This is a genomic window from Mesorhizobium sp. BAC0120 (assembly GCF_033542235.1).
Lineage (GTDB): Bacteria > Pseudomonadota > Alphaproteobacteria > Rhizobiales > Rhizobiaceae > JAWRCU01.
Window position 1 is genome coordinate 38,723 of sequence record NZ_JAWRCU010000028.1, and the last position, 16,597, is coordinate 55,319.

Sequence of the window (16,597 nt, forward strand, 5' to 3'; positions counted from 1 at the left end):
ACGACAGCATGATCCCGAAAAGTTGCAGACTTTTCGGATGAGATCATGCACCAAAGGACGACAGCATGATCCCGAAAAGTCGCGGACTTTTCTGATGGGATCATGCGCCTCTCTGGCCCGGATGCCATTGCACCATGTCCCGTGACCACATCAGTTCATTCTGGGTGGTTTCGCGCCTCGCCTTCGTCCATTCCATGGCGACGAAGGGCAGGATGCCCGCAGCGAGCGTGACGAGGGCGTCCGCGGCCGCAATCGGCGCAATGCCTAGAACCCGCCTCAAGAACGGGACGCACAGGCACGCCGCCTGGAGAACGGCTGTTCCGCCGAGGATTAGAGACAGCGCCCGATTTGACGGTCGTGACCGCCCGCCAAAGACGCTGTGCGATTGTGAGCGGGACGTTATCGCGTGCAGCAGCTGGGCGATGACAAGGCTGCCGAAAGTCATCGTTCTCGTGCGCGGCGAGTTCAGTCCGTAACGGGCCGCGCCGAAAAGACCGGCTCCCATCGATGCGCCACCCATGATCGCCGCCTGTGCAGCCAGGCTGCCGATCTCCCTGCGGGACAAGATCGCCGGTTCTCGCCCGGGCGGCTGGCGCAGCACGTCGGATTCGGGCGGTTCCATCGCCAGACCGATACCGGGCAGCGCATCGGTCACCAGATTTATCCACAAGAGCTGCATCGGCGCGAGCGGCGCGCTCATGCCGATGGAAGTACCCGCCAGGACCACTAGCATCTCACTGAGGTTCGTGCTGACCAGGTATCGGATGGTCTTGCGGACGTTGCGGTGTGTGGTTCGGCCTGTTTCGACGGCGGGGCCAAGGCTGCCTAGCTCTGCACCATCTATGACGACATCCGCGATTTCCTTGGCCGGGCTCGTGCCGCCGCGGCCGATCGCAACCCCGACATCGGCCGCCTTCAATGCGGGCCCGTCATTCACGCCGTCGCCGACCATGGCCACCCTCACGCCGGCTTCCTGGATCGCGCGGACGATCCGCAGCTTTTGCGCTGGATTCACGCGACTGAGTGCCTGGGCACGCTGTGCCGCCCGTACGAGTTCCGCCGCGGTCATTCCATCAATATCAACGGCGTTGATGACCCCTAGCTTGCCGTGGCCGTTCAGCCCGACGCGCTCGCCGATCGCTTGAGCGGTCGCTTTCTGGTCGCCGGTGAGCATGATCGTGTGAATGCCTGCCCGGTGCAGTTCGTCCAGCAGCTCCGGAACCCCGGGTCGGACTTGATCGGCCATTCCGACCAGGCCGAGCCAGACCAGATCATGGACGCCGCTGCCGTTCAACTTGGAGGCATTCCCTTGCTTGCGGGCGACGCCCAGAACGCGCAGTGCCTGGGATGCCAGCACGAGATTTTCTTGGGCGATGGCCGCCCTCCGATCAGGGGTGAGGTGTCGCTCGGTCCCGTCGGGCAGCAACTCGGCGCTGCAGCGCCGCAGGACCTCATCCGGACTCCCTTTCATGGCGATCAGCGTCCTGCCTTCTACCTGATGATGCGTGACCATGAAGCGAGACGACTCGGTCCGGTGCTGGATCGATGTGATGGGAAATCGCCTGCGGAGCGACGCGACGTCGACACCGGCGTCGAGGGCTGCCTGGACGAGGCAGCTGTCGGTCGGGGAGCCGCTCAAATGCACGCCTTCATGGTTGTGGGCAATGCGCGCGTCGTTGCACAGCGCGGACGTTTCCAGGAGTTCGCGCAGCGGACCGCTCACGCCGACGGGCTCGCGGGCGCCGTTGATGGAATACGCCTTGTCTCCGATCCGCACCGTCTCCACGGCAATCTGGCCGAGCGTGAGCGTTCCCGTCTTGTCGAAACAGACAAGCTCTACCCCAGCGAGCGTCTCCACCGCCTCCAACTTGCGGATGAGGACCCCTTTGCGCCGCAGCTTCTCTACGCCGAGCGCCAGCGTGGTCGTCGCCACCATAGGCAGGCCTTCCGGGACGGCGGCAACGGCGACGGACAGCGACGAACGCGCCATCTGCAGGAAACTGAAGCCGCGCAGCCAACCGCCCAACACAAGGAGCGCACAAGCACCGATCGTCATCCAGCCCAGCCGTCGGCCCAGATTGCCGAGATCTCGTTGGATGGGCGTTTCAGGCGCCACTGTCTCCGCCACCAGCCGCTGGATACGACCGGCCTGCGTGAACGGGCCCGTTGCGACGACGATTGCGCGTGCGCTGCCGCCGGTCACCATCGTCCCGCGATAGATCATGTTCGAACGCGACCCGAGGGGTAGCTTGGCCTTTCTGATCGTAGCGGCGGTCTTGGACACCGGTACGCTTTCACCCGTCAGGATCGCTTCGCTGACCGTCAGGGCGTCCGCGCTTATGAGACGCGCGTCCGCCGGAACGACATCGCCTCGCCCTACCCAGAGGATATCGGCGGGAACGATGTCCCGCACCGGAACAGCAGATAGCACGCCTTCGCGCATCACCTTCGTTGTGCGCGGGCCCTCGCTTTCCAAACTTCGGATCGTTCGTTCCGCCCGGCTCTCCGTGTAATAGCCAATAGCGGCATTGATGCCGACCACGCTGAGGATTGCCGCCGCCTCCAATGCTCCGCCTGTCAGGATCGAGATCGCTGCGGCCCCCAGCAACATCCCAACCGGCAAGCTTTGGAACTGCTCGAGGAGGATACTCGTGCTCGAGCGCGCGCGCATGGCCTGGAGCACGTTGGGACCGGTGCTCGCCAGGCGGGCGCGCGCATTCTGTCGCGATAATCCTTCATCTGCAGAAACCTCGAGCATCGCGCCCACGCGCCGGGGCGAAAGCGTGTGCCACTCGGGCCCAGCGTCGGGATGTCGCCCTGCCGCGACGGGGTCGCCCCGCAGGAGGGCCGCGAGATACTCGATGATGGTGTCGAGCGATGTCTTCGGCTCGAAATGGACCAGGAGGTTTCCTGTCAGGGCGCTCGCGCCTACGCTGGATACGCCCGGCGCACCGCGACCTCCTCGTTCCAGCAGTTCCTTGATCGCAGGCGATGCTTGCAGGCCTGCGACCTTCAGCCTGACGCGGCCGGGCACGGCAGCGTGAACTGGCACGATGGAAGGTACGGGGCCAAACCCAGGCGCCGGCTCCTTTGCCGGACTGGCAGCGCTCATCTTGCGCTTTCGGCGCAGCGGTGGCTCCGCAAACCTGGCAGCATCGGCGGTCGGTCGAGTGACATTGCCCGAGTGCATGTGGTCCCTTCCGCCGCCGAGGCCGGCAGAGTCACCGGTTCACGATCATAGAGCTTGAGAGCTAAGTACCGGCGGGACGTGCGGGCTTGCCCTCCGCGGGCCGTCGCGCAATGCCCTTCGTTTCAGTCTCCAACTCGGACATTTCGGATCTGGCTTCGGCAACGAGGTCGGAGGCCTGCTCGTTCAGCTCTGCTACCGCAACCCGGGCCTGGTCGTAGGCCACCAGGCCGGCCTTCAGAACCGTCTTGGCGAGCGGACGCAACACAGGGACTGCCAGCGGCGCCAGGACGACAGCGCCGATACCGATTGCCAGACCGGTTACGATATTGCCGCCTTTCAGTGCGTCTTCTATGAGTGCCATTGGGACTGCCTCTTGTTCTCTCTCCACCCCTCCTTGGTCGAGCAGCGCTCAGATCGCGGCTCGGTGGTTCTTGTCGCCGTCAGGACGCGCTTTGGGCTTCGGCTGCTGGACAGTCGAGTTACGCTCCTCTTCAATTTCTGACCTGACTTCGGCGAGGATGTCTCCGGTGCGCTCACTGAGTTCAGCGAATGCAACCTTCGCCTGATCGGTTGCCGCCAGTCCGGCTTTGAGTATCGACCTGCCGAACGGCTTGAGGATCGGGGCGACCAGAGGTGCAAGCAGCCCTCCTCCGATGCCGATCGCCAAACCGGCAAGGATATTGGCTCCCTTGAGCGCCATGCCTTGCTCCCTCTGGTTTGATGAATTCTGAGCTAGGATGGGCTCCAACGAATGGCCGCCGGAGCGGTTCCACGTGATCACCGAATTTTGTCACCAATTTGTCGCCTGACAGTCACATTGAAGAAGCCCGAATACCGCCACGGCGTATTCGCGCAAATGCGAGAGCTTTCCGCCCGCGCGTCCATCGAAGCACCGCCTCCCTTTGCGGGGAAAAGCAAACTGTCCCCGTCGCCCCGCGGCTGAAACAACCGAAACACGAAGGGCCGCTCCGGAGCACATTACCGAAACGTCGCCCGGCTAGATTCGCCGCTACAGCCAATCGCCGCGGCTGAGGCACCGGGATAGCGAACTGCGTCCGCGCGGCCGCGGCAGATCGGCACTGCCCCTCCCTGTGGAGTGATCCCATGGCTTGGTTCCGTCCTGCCCACCTCTTCAGAAAGCTCACGACACACGAGCGCAGCCTCGCATGGCACGTCTTCCATCATTCGCTGCCAGCGCTCGACACGATCGGCGTGACAGACGGCCTCGGCGACGACGGTTCCATCTGGACGCTCGATCGTTCGTTCCTCGAGTTCCTTCAGAGCGGCCCGCCCGCATCTCTCGACCGGCTGAAGTATTTCCTGAATTTCGGCGAAGCCGTGCATTGGGACCTGGCGGACGACAAACCCCTGCAGCGCGCCGTTCCGGGCTATCCCGACCGAGCAAGGGACGTGTTCGTTCACGAGATGACTCACGTCTGGCAGTTCCACCGCGGAGACAGCGTGAAGCTCCGCAGCATCTACGCGCAGAAGATTGGCGCGGGCTACGAGTTCACGCGTGGAGCACCATGGAAGGAATATAATGTCGAGCAGCAGGCGCACATCGTCGAAAGCTGGAACCGAGAACGCACGGACAGGGGCGAGAATGACGAGCTGTTCCCCTACATCCACTACATCATAAGGCGGGAGGGCCAGTGGAAACTATCAACTGACGAATACTGGTCGAAGTCCCTTGCGGAGCTTCAGCTCATGCTCGACGGCGAGCGGGGCAAGGACACCATGACCAATGACGGGCCGACGCGGGTCACGGTCGGTGACGACTCCATGGTGATGGTGCTGGGCGGCGACGTGCTTTTCGATTTCGACAAGGCGATCGTGAAACCCGAAGCGGAAGCGATCCTTCACCAGGCGGCGGCGACGATCAAGGCAAGGACGACGCCCCGTCTCCGTTCGATCGACATCAACGGCTATGCCGACAGCACCGGTGCGGCAGCGTACAACCAAAACCTGTCCGAGCGACGGGCGAAGGCCGTGGCCGACTGGTTCACGTCGCGAAGTCTCCTCCCCGCGCATCTCGTGAAAACGCAAGGTTTTGGAGAGGCCAACCCGCGCGTCCCCAACACCACATCGCAGAACCGCGCCAAGAACCGCCGCGTCGAGATCGTGATGTGGAACAACTGAGTGAAGCGCTCGCGATTAGCCAATCTCCCCCCTTGCGGGAGAGATGGCCGCCAGGCCAGAGGGGGGCGCTGTATCGCCAGTTTTTGTCCGAGCGGGCAATTCCGGTGCACGGGCCGTAGCGCTTGCCGTCGGCGCAGCGAGTGTTATTCTCTCGGCCATGACCAAACTCGATCAGATCGAAAAATCCATCGCCAGCTTGTCTGACGACGAGTTCAAAGAGCTCGTTGCCTGGTTCGACGAGTTGCGTTGGCAGCGCTGGGATCGTCAGTTCGAGAATGATGTGAAAGCGGGCCGCTTGGACAGGCTCATTACTGAAGCCAGAGCGGAGATAGCGGCCGGCAAGACACGGCCGTTGTGACGCACCGCGCTACTTCAAGCTTCTGGCGGTGCTATAAACAACTGCCGGAAAGCGCTCGCCATCTGGCCGACAAGAACTTTCAGCTCCTAAAGGAGAACCACGCCACCCCTCGCTGCAGCTGAAGAAGACCGGAGAACTCTGGTCGGCGCGTGTAGGAAATCATCACCGGGCGCTCGCCCTGGAAAAGCACCGAGGCTCACCTGGATATGGATCGGCACGCATGCCGAATACGACAAGTTGCTAAGCTGACTACGCAATGCCCGCTGTTGGTTAGCCAATCTCCCTATGGGGGGATCTCCTGCAGGACACAGGGGGCGCTGTCCCGCCTATCCTCGCAGTATCGGCAATCCCACTGTTGTGGTCCGGAATTTCACGCGCAGCTCGCCACCCTGGATACTCAAAACGAAAACGTCGCTCGGCGAATCTCCTCTGTCAGGATGTGCAGGATCAGCATCTGCCGCACGTCGGCTTCACCGATGCTCGGGTTGATGGAGTCCTTGGCGTGGCGTAGGAATTTTTCGGCCGCCTGCTGAAATTGCGGATTGCCTGGACAGGATAGGCCGACTCGATGCGGCCCCTGAGCGCTTCGAGAACCGCCGTTGCATGTCGCAGCCGCGGAAGCCCCGGAGGTATCGCCCCTTAAGCAAGCATGAATGCAAGTGCGCCGAGGGAGCCTACCTCCAGAAAACCTTCGTCTCCTCAAGGTCCTTCCAGAGCGATTTCGCGCCGGTCCAGCTATGCTCGGCGCGAGCCTGGCTGGCACCGACCACCCAGCCGACCGCGCGCTCTGCTCCGGCTTCGTGAAGGCGTGACGCGGCATCGCGGGCAAACATCGTCTTCACCAGCGTCGCGTCATTGAGATCGCCGAACGCCGTCTGTAGCTTCTTCAGCCGTTTCAGGAACGGCTGGATGCGCTTCTCGGGATAGAGCGGGCCGAAGAACTCGACCGCGTAGCGCAGCTTCTTGAGCTCCTTGCGCAGCTCGTGGCGTTGCTGGGGATCGAGCGTTTCCAGATCGGCCGCGAGCTTGCGGGCCTTCTTCCAGCGCTTGCCGAGCGCCTTTTCAGCGAGAGCTGCGACCGGCTGGGCGAGCCGCCCGGTCTGCTCGAAGTCGTTGGGCGAGAGCCAGCCGCGGGCCTCGGTAAAACGCGCGAGGTCGATGATGAAGGCCTGCGCGCGAGCCGCGGCAAGGAGTGCGCGCAGTTCGCCGCGCCGCGCCGCCGTCTCTGCGTCGAGCGCGTCGGCAAGCGCGGCGAGCGTCGGCTCGTCCTGATGGGCGACGGCTTCGCGTCGCACGATCTCGCCCGCCACCACGTCGAGGTCGCGCACGCGCCCGACCTCCTGACCGAGCCAGCGCGCCTCGCTGGAGAGCCGATCCCCTTCCGGGCTCTTCAGGACGGGTTTGAAGACCGAGAATGCGCTTCTGAGCCGCCTCAGCCCGACGCGAAGCTGATGCGGCCCCTCCACATTATCGAGCTTCAGCACAACAGCGATGTTCTCGGCTACCTGGTCGAGGCATTCGCGCAGCACGTCGCGGGCTGCTGTCTCGGCCGTCTGCTCCGCCTCCAGCGGAACCGTCTCGGCGTTGCGCGGAGCGAGCGGCGGGTCGATGTGCCCTTTTTCCGACAACAGATAGCCGCGCGCTGCCTTGGAAAGCCGGGAAAATCGCAGGCCACCCTCCGGGAACAGCGTTTGCGCGATGTCGAACAGCTTGGCGGGGCTGCCCTTGAGAAGCTCGATCTCTGCTTCGGCGAGCCTGGCCGAGCGGCCTTCCGCGCGAATTTCGCCGATGTCGACTGCGAGCTCTGCGCACGTGCCGTCCTCGAGCGAAACCTCGCCTGCCGTGCGCCTGATCAGGGTTTCGCAGACCGGCCGAAGCGACGCCCCGTTGAGGCAGTGGAAAACCTTGTCGCGCATCGCCATGTCCGGGATAGCGTGAATGTCGACCCTGCCCCCGGGAGCGGGGTTCTCCACCTCGCCGACTTGCGACAGGCCACCATGCAGCTGCCCGCCCGCCTTGACGGTCTGGATCCAGCGCCGCCCATCGCGTCTCAGCCTGAGCGCAATGCCGGCCTGCTTCAGCGCATGCTCGGGGGTGTCGAGATATATGCTTTTGAGCATTCTCGTCGTCGGCTTGCCGCTGATGAGCTTCGAGGCCTTGGCGCGAGCCCACAGCCCCTTGCTCGCCGCCTCCTCGATCAGGAACTTCAGCTCGATTTCGCTCATGGCAGCTTTGTGACGCTTTTGTTACGCCTACCGCAGCTCAATAGCATACGCAACGACGCCAAGTATTGCGCGATATCACTGTGGGGCGCTGCGGACAGTTTGCTTGTTTCGGTCGTAAGCTTTTGCCCCATGTAAATGCGTACTTGCCGTAATACGCAAACGTCTCCGGCACCTCTTCTTCAGCAAGGCCCGCATTCCCGGTTCGCCAGCTCGATGAGGTTCCTGATCGCCTGAATGCCAAGCCTGTTCAGCGGCGGGCGGCCCGACACGATGTCGATACGCATGGCGATCTGCTCGGCCGCAGCGTCGGCAAGGTCTTCGAGCCGCGTGATCCCCGCCTCCTCGAGATAGGCGATCATTCGCGGGCCGATCGAATAGGCCCTGAGCATGCGTGCCCTTTCGCTCGCCTCGATCATGCGCAACCGGCCTCCCTGCCCTGATCCGACCCAACCGTTTCTTAAAGAGTTTTCAATAGAGCACGACCGGATACGATGGAACACTGGGAGTAGCGCGTGCGCTTTTCCGCGGCCACGACGGCCGACCGGCTTTTGCCGCAGCGCCTCGCGCTGCGCGCCAGGCCGCTGCTCGACCGGTTCGATGCGCTGATCTTCACTGCCGACGAGCGCGGCGAAGCTGGCCGCATGTCGGTGATTGCCTTCATGATCCGCGTCGTCAGCGCCGTCATCGCCTTCGTCAGCCAGGTGCTGCTCGCACGCTGGATGGGCAGCTTCGAATACGGCATTTTCGTGCTGGTGTGGACGACGATGATCATTGTCGGCAACCTCGCCTGCCTCGGCTTCCACACGTCGGTCATCCGCTTCATTCCCGAATACCGGGAGAAAGGGCTGATCGCGGAGCTGCGTGGAATCCTGCTCACGAGCCGTCTCTTCGTGCTCGTTGCTTCCACGCTGATCGCCGCGCTCGGTGCGGCAGGCATCTGGCTCTACTCGGCCGAGATCGAGCGCTATTACGTCGTCCCGTTCATCCTCGGTGTGGTCTGTCTGCCGATGATCGCCCTTTCGGACCTGCTGCAGGGCATCTCGCGGGCCAACGCCTGGGCGCTTTCCGCGCTCTCGCCCACCTACATCATCCGCCCGGTGCTGATCCTCGTCTTCATGGCCGCAGCGCTGATTGCCGGCTATCAGCCCTGCGCGGAGACGGCCGTGCTCGCTGCGATCGCCGCGACCTATGCGACGACGCTCTGGCAGCTCGTGAGCGTGACGGCCCGCCTCGATGCGAGGATGCCGGCCGGGGGCCGCCAGATCCTGTTCGGCACCTGGTTCTTGGTCTCGCTACCGATCTTCCTCGTGGAAGGCTTCTTCTTCCTGCTGACCAATGCCGACGTGCTGATGGTTGGTGCCTTCATGCAGCCCGACGACGTCGCCGTCTACTTCGCCACCGTGAAGACGCTGGCGCTCGTTCACTTCGTTTATTTCGCGGTCAAGGCCGGCGTTGCCCAGCGCTATGCCGCGTTCACCCACGGGGATCCCGGCCGTCTCGCCGCTTTCGCGCGCGAGACGGTATCGTGGACGTTCTGGCCCTCCCTGGTGATGGCCTTCATCGTGCTTGCCCTCGGCAAACCGATGCTGACGTTGTTCGGGCCCGAGTTCGACCAGGGCTTTCCGCTGCTTTTCCTGCTGGTCCTTGGCGTGGTTGCGCGCGCCGCGGTCGGCCCTTGCGAAAGCCTGCTCACGATGAGCGGCAACCAGAACGTCTGCGCTCTGGTCTATGCGCTGACTCTTGCCTTCAACGTGATGCTGAGCGTCGCGCTCATTCCGCTCGTCGGCCTGTGGGGCGCCGCTGTTGCGACCGCTCTGTCGATGGTCTTCGAGGCGGCCGCCTTGTCCTACACCGTCTGGCGCAAGCTCCGCATCGTCATGGCGATCTTCGCGCCTGCTGTCGCCGAAAAGGGAGCCCGCTGATGGCCGCCATACCTTTGCTCGAAGAGATGAGCGGCAGCCCCTCGGGCACAATGTTCGCGGAGCTTGCCGGGCTTGCTCGGGAAGCCGGCGATCCGGCACATCTCGAGGTGCTGGAGAGCCGCCGCCCGGAGCGCCGGCTCGCCATCTATCCCGCTTCGGCCGGTTTCGACCTCGTCGAGGAGCTCGACTATCTGTGCGCCCGTACAATCGAGCCCAACGTCTTCTTCAATCCGCGGTTCCTGGCCCCGGCCATGCCGAGGCTGGAGGATCGCGAGGTGCGGCTCGCCGTGATCCGCGACGGCGACGAGGAGAAGAGCAGACTTCGCCTTCTCGTCCCCTTCTCGGTGGAAAAGCCGCCGGTGCCGTTCGGCGTCAACGTCATGCGCACCTGGTCGAGCCCGTTCGGCCCGCTCGGCACCCCGCTGCTCGATCGCGACGATCCCGCCGGCGTGGTCGAGGACTTCTTCGCCATGCTGGCGCGAGTTCATCTCAAATTGCCCAAGGTGCTCGTCCTTCCCGACATGCGGCTCGATGGACCCGTGGCAAGCCTGATCGGCGCGGTCGCCGAAAGCCGCGGATTGACCCTCGTCACGACCAATGAAGCGCAACGCCCCTTCCTCGAAAGCGAGCTCGACGGCGAGGCCTATCTGAAGCAATCGCTGCGGCCGCATCATCTACGCGATTTCCGGCGGCTGAAGCGGCGCCTCGGCGAGAAGGGCGAGATCGAGCACGTCGTCGCCCGCACAGCCGACGAGATCCGCCTTGCGGTCGAGTCCTTCCTGACGCTGGAGGCCTCCGGCTGGAAGGGCCGGGAGCGCACCGCCATGGCGATCGACCGCTTCCGCGCCGCCTTTGCCCGCGAAGCGATGGACAGGCTTGCCGAGCAGGACCTTTGTCGCATCCATTCGCTGACGCTCGATGGCAAGCCGATCGCCTGCCTCATCGTGTTCGTCGAGGCCGGCGTCGCCTACACGTGGAAGACGGCCTATGACGAGAACTACGCACCGTTCTCGCCAGGCACCCTCCTGATGATGGAAGTCACGGAGCAGCATCTCGATGATCCGAATATCATGATGACCGACTCGTGCGCCGTTCCCGACCACCCGGTCATGAGCAGGCTCTGGAGCGAACGCAGGCCGGTCGGCACGATGGTCGTCGGGCTGATGCCCGAAGCCGACCGCGCCGCGCGGCAGGCGGCCTCGCAACTCCATCTCTATCGCGAGACGCGCAACATGGCGCGCCTGGTGCGGAACCGATTGCGGAATCTGCTTGGGCGGCGTTGAGGCCCGGCGTGGAAGATTAGTCGCGCCGCCGATCTTGCGGTGATCGGTCTGAAAGCTATCATGGCGGCTGCCGGAGCCACCAGGTCTTACCGTTAGGTTCGATCTTCCGGCAGTTGAGGGGGGTGGCACTTCGGGGAGGTAGGCGTGCGCCAAGCCGCGCGGGTTCTCTCTGCCACGATTCTGGCCTTCTTCGTCGCGATTGCCGCGCTTTGGACAGGATTGGCTCTCTGGTACCGTCTGCCCCCACCGGATTGGGGGCGAGGGATTTCGGCCAGCATGTTCGTGTTGTTCGGCCTCTGCGTGATCATCGCGCTGTTCAGTCGGTTTCGGACGCATGCAATCACTCTGTTCGCCGCGGCCTTCGGCGCTGTCCTGGTCTGGTGGAGCAGCATAACTCCGCCCGTCCAGGCCAACTGGGCGCCGGATGTCAGCCGGCAGGTCACCGGAACGATAAACGACGACTTGTTGACGCTCACCGATGTCCGCGACTTCGAATGGCGGGGCGACGACGATGCCACGCCACGATGGGTGACCCGCAGCTACGACCTCGCCAAGCTCAGGACGCTCGACCTCTTCATGTCCTACTGGGCCGGCCCGGAAATGGCCCATGTCATCATGAGCTTCGGCTTCGAGGGGGGCGACTATCTCGCCTGGTCGGTTGAAGTCAGGCGCCGAATGGGCGGCGAGTTCTCGCCGGTCGCGGACCTCTTCAAGAGCAATCCCTTGGTGATCGTCGCAGCCGACGAGCGCGACGTGGTCGGCGTCCGCTCGAATATCCGCGGGGAAGACGTTCAGCTCTATCGGATGACAACCCCGCCCGAGGCCGCCCGCAAGCTTCTCCTCGAATATGTTGCCGATGCGAACGCGCTTTCGACTACTCCGGAGTTCTACAACTCCATCACCACGAACTGCACGACGACGATCGTCAAGATGGCAAGGGCGGTCGGCGCCAGGATACCGTTCGACTGGCGCCTGATCGTCAATGGCTATCTGCCCGACTATGCATATGCGCAGGGGGCGCTCGACACGCACATGCCCTTGCCGGAACTGAAAGCGCTCGCCCACATCGACGAGCGCGCCCGTGCGGCGGGCCTCTCACCGGAATTTTCGCAGCTAATCCGTGTCGGCGTCCCCTCGCCGCGGGGGCAGCCGTGAGGAAGCCTCAGCCGAGCATCTCCGGCCGAAACTGCAACCGACGACTGATGATCCTGCCGGACACCATGAACACGCCATCGCCGGTGTAATGCAGCGTCTCGGGGTGCTTGGGCGATACTGCGACATGCGCTTTCACGACCTCGAAGATGAAGAAGTCGTAGCGCTCCACCAGCGCATCGTCATGGAGCCGACATTCTAAGCTGGCGTGGCATTCGCCGATCAATGGTGCGCCCACCTTCTCCGCCTCCTGGGCGGTGAGGTTGAAGTGCTCGAACTTGTCGATTTCCGCGCCGGTCGTGTTGCCGATCCCAACCACCGTATCGGTGAGCGCCGTTGTCGGGAGGTTGATGACGCATTCGCGGCTGTCGCGGATCATGCGATGGCTGTGGTTGCCGGAGGAAATCACCAGGCCGATCAGTGAGGGCGTGAACTCGAGGACGGTGTGCCAGCCCAAGGTCATGATGTTGGTGGCGCCTCGCCACTTCGACGACACCAGCACGATCGGACCGGGCTCGAGATATTGCCGCACCCGGCTCACGGGGAAATCGGTCTTCCTAGGCAACTTTGCGACGAAGTCTCCACTGATAGTTCTTCGACCATGAACATAGGCAGCATGTCGACAGGGTCACGGCAGTCAGATTCAATCGGTCGGCGAAGGCCAAAGTTCAAAGAGTGGTGTCCGAGGCCCGTATCCGAGGGCTCCTAGAGGCCTTGCGCCACAAGGCTTTCGACGCCGCATCCTGTACCAGCGTGTACCGGACACCGTACTGGGGTATGGGGGAATAGCGCCCAGCGCACATACGCAAAAAGGCAAAACAATACTCTGGTACAAAACAATAGTCTGGTAAAAAAAGGTCCGCTCTTCAGCGCTGAGAGGCTTCGGCTATGATAGGTCGAAACAACTCTTCAGCGGCCCGTACAGCGTTATCGATGCGTCTGCCCATCTCGTCGTCGTCTCCGCCCCAGATGGTATCCTCCCACGCTTGGCGCTTATCCAAGGCGGGCTGAATTGGCTCTCCTTTCTCAGTGTGAATCAGAATGATCGACGCGGCTCGAATGTTGTTCACACATGCCCTGATCTCCTGAAAGGGATGTTCAGCCTTATCTCCGAGAAGCGCCCTAGCTCTGTATCGTTTGGCGTCTAAACTGGCGAAGAACTCGGACCGCTTATTTATTCGAGCAACTGGCACATAGTAGGAATCAAGAAGAGACCGGACTTGATCGGTCTCATTGCCACGTCGCTCGCGCGAGGCTCCCTCGCCATCGTACGAGGCGGGCACTCTTACCCAGAGCAATTCTTCCTTAGCCTCATAGAACATCGCGAGGGCCTCCTCGGCAAACTCCAAACGCCGCTTGCCGATGGTCTCAGATTTCCAAGTGGACAAACCGCGCCCAAGCAACGATAGCCGCTCCCAACGCCGCTAAGGCGGCTCCGAGATTTGCTAGAGAAGAAACTACATCCCAATTCATGCAAATTCCCCAAGCTTCAATAGCGCAGAGACTGCGTTACCAGATTCTATTCAGTCTCCGCTCCTCTCATTTTTCTTACGCTGCGAAAATTGGACCCGGTAATAGAACCAGATAGGGCACCTATACATTACCGATCAGACAATCACTTTCTCAACGAAGTCGGGAAAATCCTCGGGGGCCTCACGGTTGCCTCATGGGTCCCGTGGGGACGCATGTGCGTGGGTTTGGGACAACGCCCCCCCAAGGGCACAGACGACTTTGTGTGCGTGACCGGTTAGCGGAAGTCCGGGCGTTGATCGCGAACGTGGGTGAAATTGATCGCTTCCAAGCCCGCCTTCGCAGCAGCTAGATACAACAGCAGGTCATCGGTTAAGATGACCGCATCATTCAACATCTTCGCCAAATAGAGCAATCCCGCATCTGTCAAACCAAGCCGGCGGTATTCCTCCCGACTAACGGCCTCTACGCTCCTGACAATTTGCTCTTTTCGTTTCTGAGCAATCGTCACAAGAACCTCAACGAAACGGGTCTTCCATGGCTCCTTTGACTGCCGGACAAGATTGCACGTCTCCGTCAAGACGTTTGGAGTGAATATAAGTTCGGATGACGCTACTACAAACTCTTCAAGAATTTCAAAATCAGTTTGATCGTACTTTCCTAATCGTTTATGCTGCTTAATCTGCCCCTTAGAGATTGAACCGACAATTAGCAAAATTGCCAAATTTGTGTCAATGATTAATGGACGATTCATCGATCAACCGTCGTTTTACTGAAATGACATTTCCCATCGAGTCGATGTGAACAACCCGATAGAGACGCTTTAGCGATGGTTCGCCAGTTATGGCGCTGAGCGCGTTCTTTGTTGAACTCCAAGGGCGCGAGAACCCAACAGTGATATTCCAGGCATCACGGTCGACGTCATATTCAACCTCCTCCAACCCGAAATTAACCATCCCCTCTTCTTCGAAGAGTTCTCGCGCGTAGTCCTTCGCAAGCTTTATCGCTTCTTTCACATCCATAAAGCGGCCCCTTTCTCCCGAACAAAACCCTGCGTTGAGATAGTCGAGGCCACGGGATAAGACAATCGGTGACCTTATCGGAATTCGGCTTACTCCGAGGGTACAACGGCGTCAGCCTCGGCAGCTTCGGCCTCGGCATCGGACACCTCGACTTAGAGTTGCCAATTTGCAGGAAGATGCGCTCAGTTTACACTTGGTGACGTTTGCTGCCCCCGCCGAAGGATCGTGATGGGGAATCTCACTTTCGGTCGGCGAAGGCCGTAGCTCGAAGAGAGAAGGATGGTGCCCCTGGCCGGGATCGAACCAGCACGCCCGTGAGGGCAACAGATTTTGAGTCTGCCGCGTCTACCAATTCCGCCACAGGGGCCTTGCCCTTGTCGGGCGAGAACGGCAGCGAACTACAGATTGGACGCGCTGCCGTCAACTGCGAGCTTGGCCATTGACGTGGAGCGGTATGGACATAACGAAACCATTATCCTCGTGCCATGAGGAAGAGCCGCGCCATTGTGCGGCGTAGAAATTCTCACTAGACAGGCTGCCGCCCCGCCCAATCCGGAAAGGCCTGATGCTGCTTCGCAGATTGTATGACTGGACCCTGTCGCTTGCCGCGCGCAAATCGGCAGAATGGTGGCTGGCCATCATTGCCTTCGTCGAAAGCTCCATCTTCCTGGTGCCGGCCGACGTGCTCTTCCTGCCGATGGCGCTGTCGCAACCCAAACGCGCCTATCGCTATGCGCTGGTGGCGACCACCGCATCGGTGCTTGGCGGTATCGCCGGCTGGATGCTCGGTTATTTCGCTTACGAAACGATCGCCAAGCCCGTGCTCGAGTTCTACGGCAAGCTCGATGAGTTCGAGGCGCTACGCACCTCTTCCGGCTTCGGTCTCATACTCCTGATGCTGGTCACGTCCGGTCTCGCGCATCTTCCGCCGATCAAGGTGGTGACGATCCTGTCCGGCGTCATGCAGGTCAATCTGCTGCTGTTCGTCGTCTCTGCGATTGTCGCCCGCGGCGCCCGCTTTCTGTTCCTCGCCTGGCTGCTGAGGCGCTATGGGGAGCCGATCCGTCACTTCATCGAAAAGCGCCTGGGCCTGATTGCCAGCGCCGCGGCGGCTGTCCTCATTGTGCTCTATCTTGCCGCCCATTATCTGCTTTGAGCCCGGTCCACCGCACCGGACATGACGGAAACCCGATGACTTCGATAACGGCGCTTGCCAAACCCCGCACCCATCTCATCACGGCGGGCTTCCTGATGATCGCCATGGCGGCGACCGTCGGCGCCGCGCTCGGCTTCCAGCACCTGGGCGGCTACATCCCCTGCAAGCTCTGCCTGGAGCAGCGCATCCCCTATTACATCGGCGCGCCGCTCATGGCCGTCGCGCTGCTGTCGGCGGCGCTGCAATTTCCTTCCTGGCTTACCCGGCTCCTCCTTCTGGCAGGCGGCCTGCTGATGACCTACGGGCTCTATCTCGGCGTCTACCACTCAGGCGTCGAATGGGCTTGGTGGCCGGGTCCGACGGATTGCGGCGTCGTCAATGCCCCGGCGGGAAGCGGCAGCAACGGCGTGCTCGATCAGCTCAACACGGTGATCCCGCCCTCCTGCGACAAGGCTGCACTGCGCATCCTCGGCCTGTCACTGGCAGGCTGGAACGCGATCATCAGTCTCGTCCTGGCGCTGGTCGCCTTCCGCGGCGCGCTCGCGAAGGAGTGAGTCGACCGTGAACTATTGCGATTTCACGTTGATACGAGGCGAAGCTGAGTGCTGAAGGCAGCCAGCATCAGGCACAGCAAAAGACTGAGCCAGCGGATGAGGCGGCGGAAGTTGTAGCCGGCGGCG

The 16,597-nt window shown here is 62.1% G+C and carries 16 protein-coding genes and 1 tRNA gene; 7 read left to right on the plus strand and 10 right to left on the minus strand.

The genetic code is table 11. The annotated features are described in order from the left end of the window. Window positions 1-100: 100 nt before the first annotated feature. From SAZ10_RS31920 to SAZ10_RS31930, 3 genes are all read right to left on the minus strand, one after another. Complete coding sequence (locus SAZ10_RS31920) at window positions 101-3,190, minus strand: HAD-IC family P-type ATPase (protein WP_318613558.1); 3,090 nt, start codon at window positions 3,188-3,190, stop codon at window positions 101-103. Between the two features lie 61 nt (window positions 3,191-3,251). Then, the gene (locus SAZ10_RS31925) at window positions 3,252-3,551 is read right to left on the minus strand and encodes a DUF5132 domain-containing protein (RefSeq protein WP_318613559.1); all 300 of its coding nucleotides are present in this window, start codon (window positions 3,549-3,551) and stop codon (window positions 3,252-3,254) included. Window positions 3,552-3,599: 48 nt separating this feature from the next. Next, window positions 3,600-3,890: a DUF5132 domain-containing protein gene (locus SAZ10_RS31930; protein ID WP_318613560.1), complete on the minus strand. Its 291-nt coding sequence runs from the start codon at window positions 3,888-3,890 to the stop codon at window positions 3,600-3,602. A gap of 404 nt (window positions 3,891-4,294) precedes the next feature. Between SAZ10_RS31930 and SAZ10_RS31935 the strand changes: the two genes are divergently transcribed. After that, on the plus strand, window positions 4,295-5,329 hold the full coding sequence (locus tag SAZ10_RS31935) for an OmpA family protein (protein ID WP_318613561.1): 1,035 nt from the start codon (window positions 4,295-4,297) through the stop codon (window positions 5,327-5,329). Between the two features lie 43 nt (window positions 5,330-5,372). Next, a complete protein-coding gene (locus SAZ10_RS31940; RefSeq protein ID WP_318613562.1) occupies window positions 5,373-5,687 on the plus strand; it encodes a hypothetical protein in 315 nt (104 codons plus the stop codon). A gap of 674 nt (window positions 5,688-6,361) precedes the next feature. Here SAZ10_RS31940 and SAZ10_RS31945 read toward each other — a convergent pair. Both SAZ10_RS31945 and SAZ10_RS31950 read right to left on the minus strand, forming a co-directional pair. After that, window positions 6,362-7,912 carry a CHAD domain-containing protein gene (locus tag SAZ10_RS31945; protein ID WP_318613563.1) on the minus strand — a complete coding sequence of 517 codons (1,551 nt, stop codon included), beginning with the start codon at window positions 7,910-7,912 and terminating at the stop codon, window positions 6,362-6,364. Window positions 7,913-8,091: 179 nt separating this feature from the next. After that, a complete protein-coding gene (locus tag SAZ10_RS31950) occupies window positions 8,092-8,328 on the minus strand; it encodes a hypothetical protein (protein WP_318613564.1) in 237 nt (78 codons plus the stop codon). Between the two features lie 96 nt (window positions 8,329-8,424). Here SAZ10_RS31950 and SAZ10_RS31955 point away from each other — a divergent pair, with 96 nt between their 5' ends. The 3 genes from SAZ10_RS31955 to SAZ10_RS31965 all read left to right on the plus strand — a co-directional run bounded on the left by SAZ10_RS31955 (window position 8,425) and on the right by SAZ10_RS31965 (window position 12,272). Then, a complete protein-coding gene (locus SAZ10_RS31955; protein ID WP_318613565.1) occupies window positions 8,425-9,834 on the plus strand; it encodes a lipopolysaccharide biosynthesis protein in 1,410 nt (469 codons plus the stop codon). After that, window positions 9,834-11,117, plus strand: coding sequence for a GNAT family N-acetyltransferase (locus SAZ10_RS31960; protein ID WP_318613566.1), 1,284 nt, complete (start codon window positions 9,834-9,836; stop codon window positions 11,115-11,117). The genes SAZ10_RS31955 and SAZ10_RS31960 overlap by 1 nt, the downstream gene beginning before the upstream one ends. 144 nt (window positions 11,118-11,261) lie before the next feature. Continuing rightward, window positions 11,262-12,272, plus strand: coding sequence for a DUF4105 domain-containing protein (locus tag SAZ10_RS31965; RefSeq protein WP_318613567.1), 1,011 nt, complete (start codon window positions 11,262-11,264; stop codon window positions 12,270-12,272). Between the two features lie 7 nt (window positions 12,273-12,279). Here the strand turns inward: SAZ10_RS31965 and SAZ10_RS31970 are convergent, their stop codons facing one another. From SAZ10_RS31970 to SAZ10_RS31990, 5 genes are all read right to left on the minus strand, one after another. Continuing rightward, window positions 12,280-12,834: a flavin reductase family protein gene (locus SAZ10_RS31970; protein ID WP_318613568.1), complete on the minus strand. Its 555-nt coding sequence runs from the start codon at window positions 12,832-12,834 to the stop codon at window positions 12,280-12,282. A 301-nt stretch (window positions 12,835-13,135) separates the two neighbouring features. After that, window positions 13,136-13,591: a hypothetical protein gene (locus SAZ10_RS31975; protein WP_318613569.1), complete on the minus strand. Its 456-nt coding sequence runs from the start codon at window positions 13,589-13,591 to the stop codon at window positions 13,136-13,138. A gap of 425 nt (window positions 13,592-14,016) precedes the next feature. Further along, entirely contained in the window at window positions 14,017-14,493 is a 477-nt protein-coding gene (locus SAZ10_RS31980; RefSeq protein WP_318613570.1) for a hypothetical protein, read from the minus strand. Continuing rightward, entirely contained in the window at window positions 14,471-14,761 is a 291-nt protein-coding gene (locus SAZ10_RS31985) for a hypothetical protein (RefSeq protein ID WP_318613571.1), read from the minus strand. Before SAZ10_RS31985 ends, SAZ10_RS31980 begins: the two co-directional genes overlap by 23 nt. A gap of 280 nt (window positions 14,762-15,041) precedes the next feature. Further along, a tRNA-Leu gene (locus SAZ10_RS31990) sits at window positions 15,042-15,128 on the minus strand. Window positions 15,129-15,329: 201 nt separating this feature from the next. Here SAZ10_RS31990 and SAZ10_RS31995 point away from each other — a divergent pair. Both SAZ10_RS31995 and SAZ10_RS32000 read left to right on the plus strand, forming a co-directional pair. Next, on the plus strand, window positions 15,330-15,917 hold the full coding sequence (locus tag SAZ10_RS31995) for a YqaA family protein (protein WP_318613575.1): 588 nt from the start codon (window positions 15,330-15,332) through the stop codon (window positions 15,915-15,917). A gap of 35 nt (window positions 15,918-15,952) precedes the next feature. Then, window positions 15,953-16,471 (plus strand): disulfide bond formation protein B, encoded by a 519-nt coding sequence (locus tag SAZ10_RS32000; RefSeq protein ID WP_318613572.1) that lies wholly within the window; start codon window positions 15,953-15,955, stop codon window positions 16,469-16,471. The last annotated feature ends 126 nt before the right edge of the window (window positions 16,472-16,597 follow it).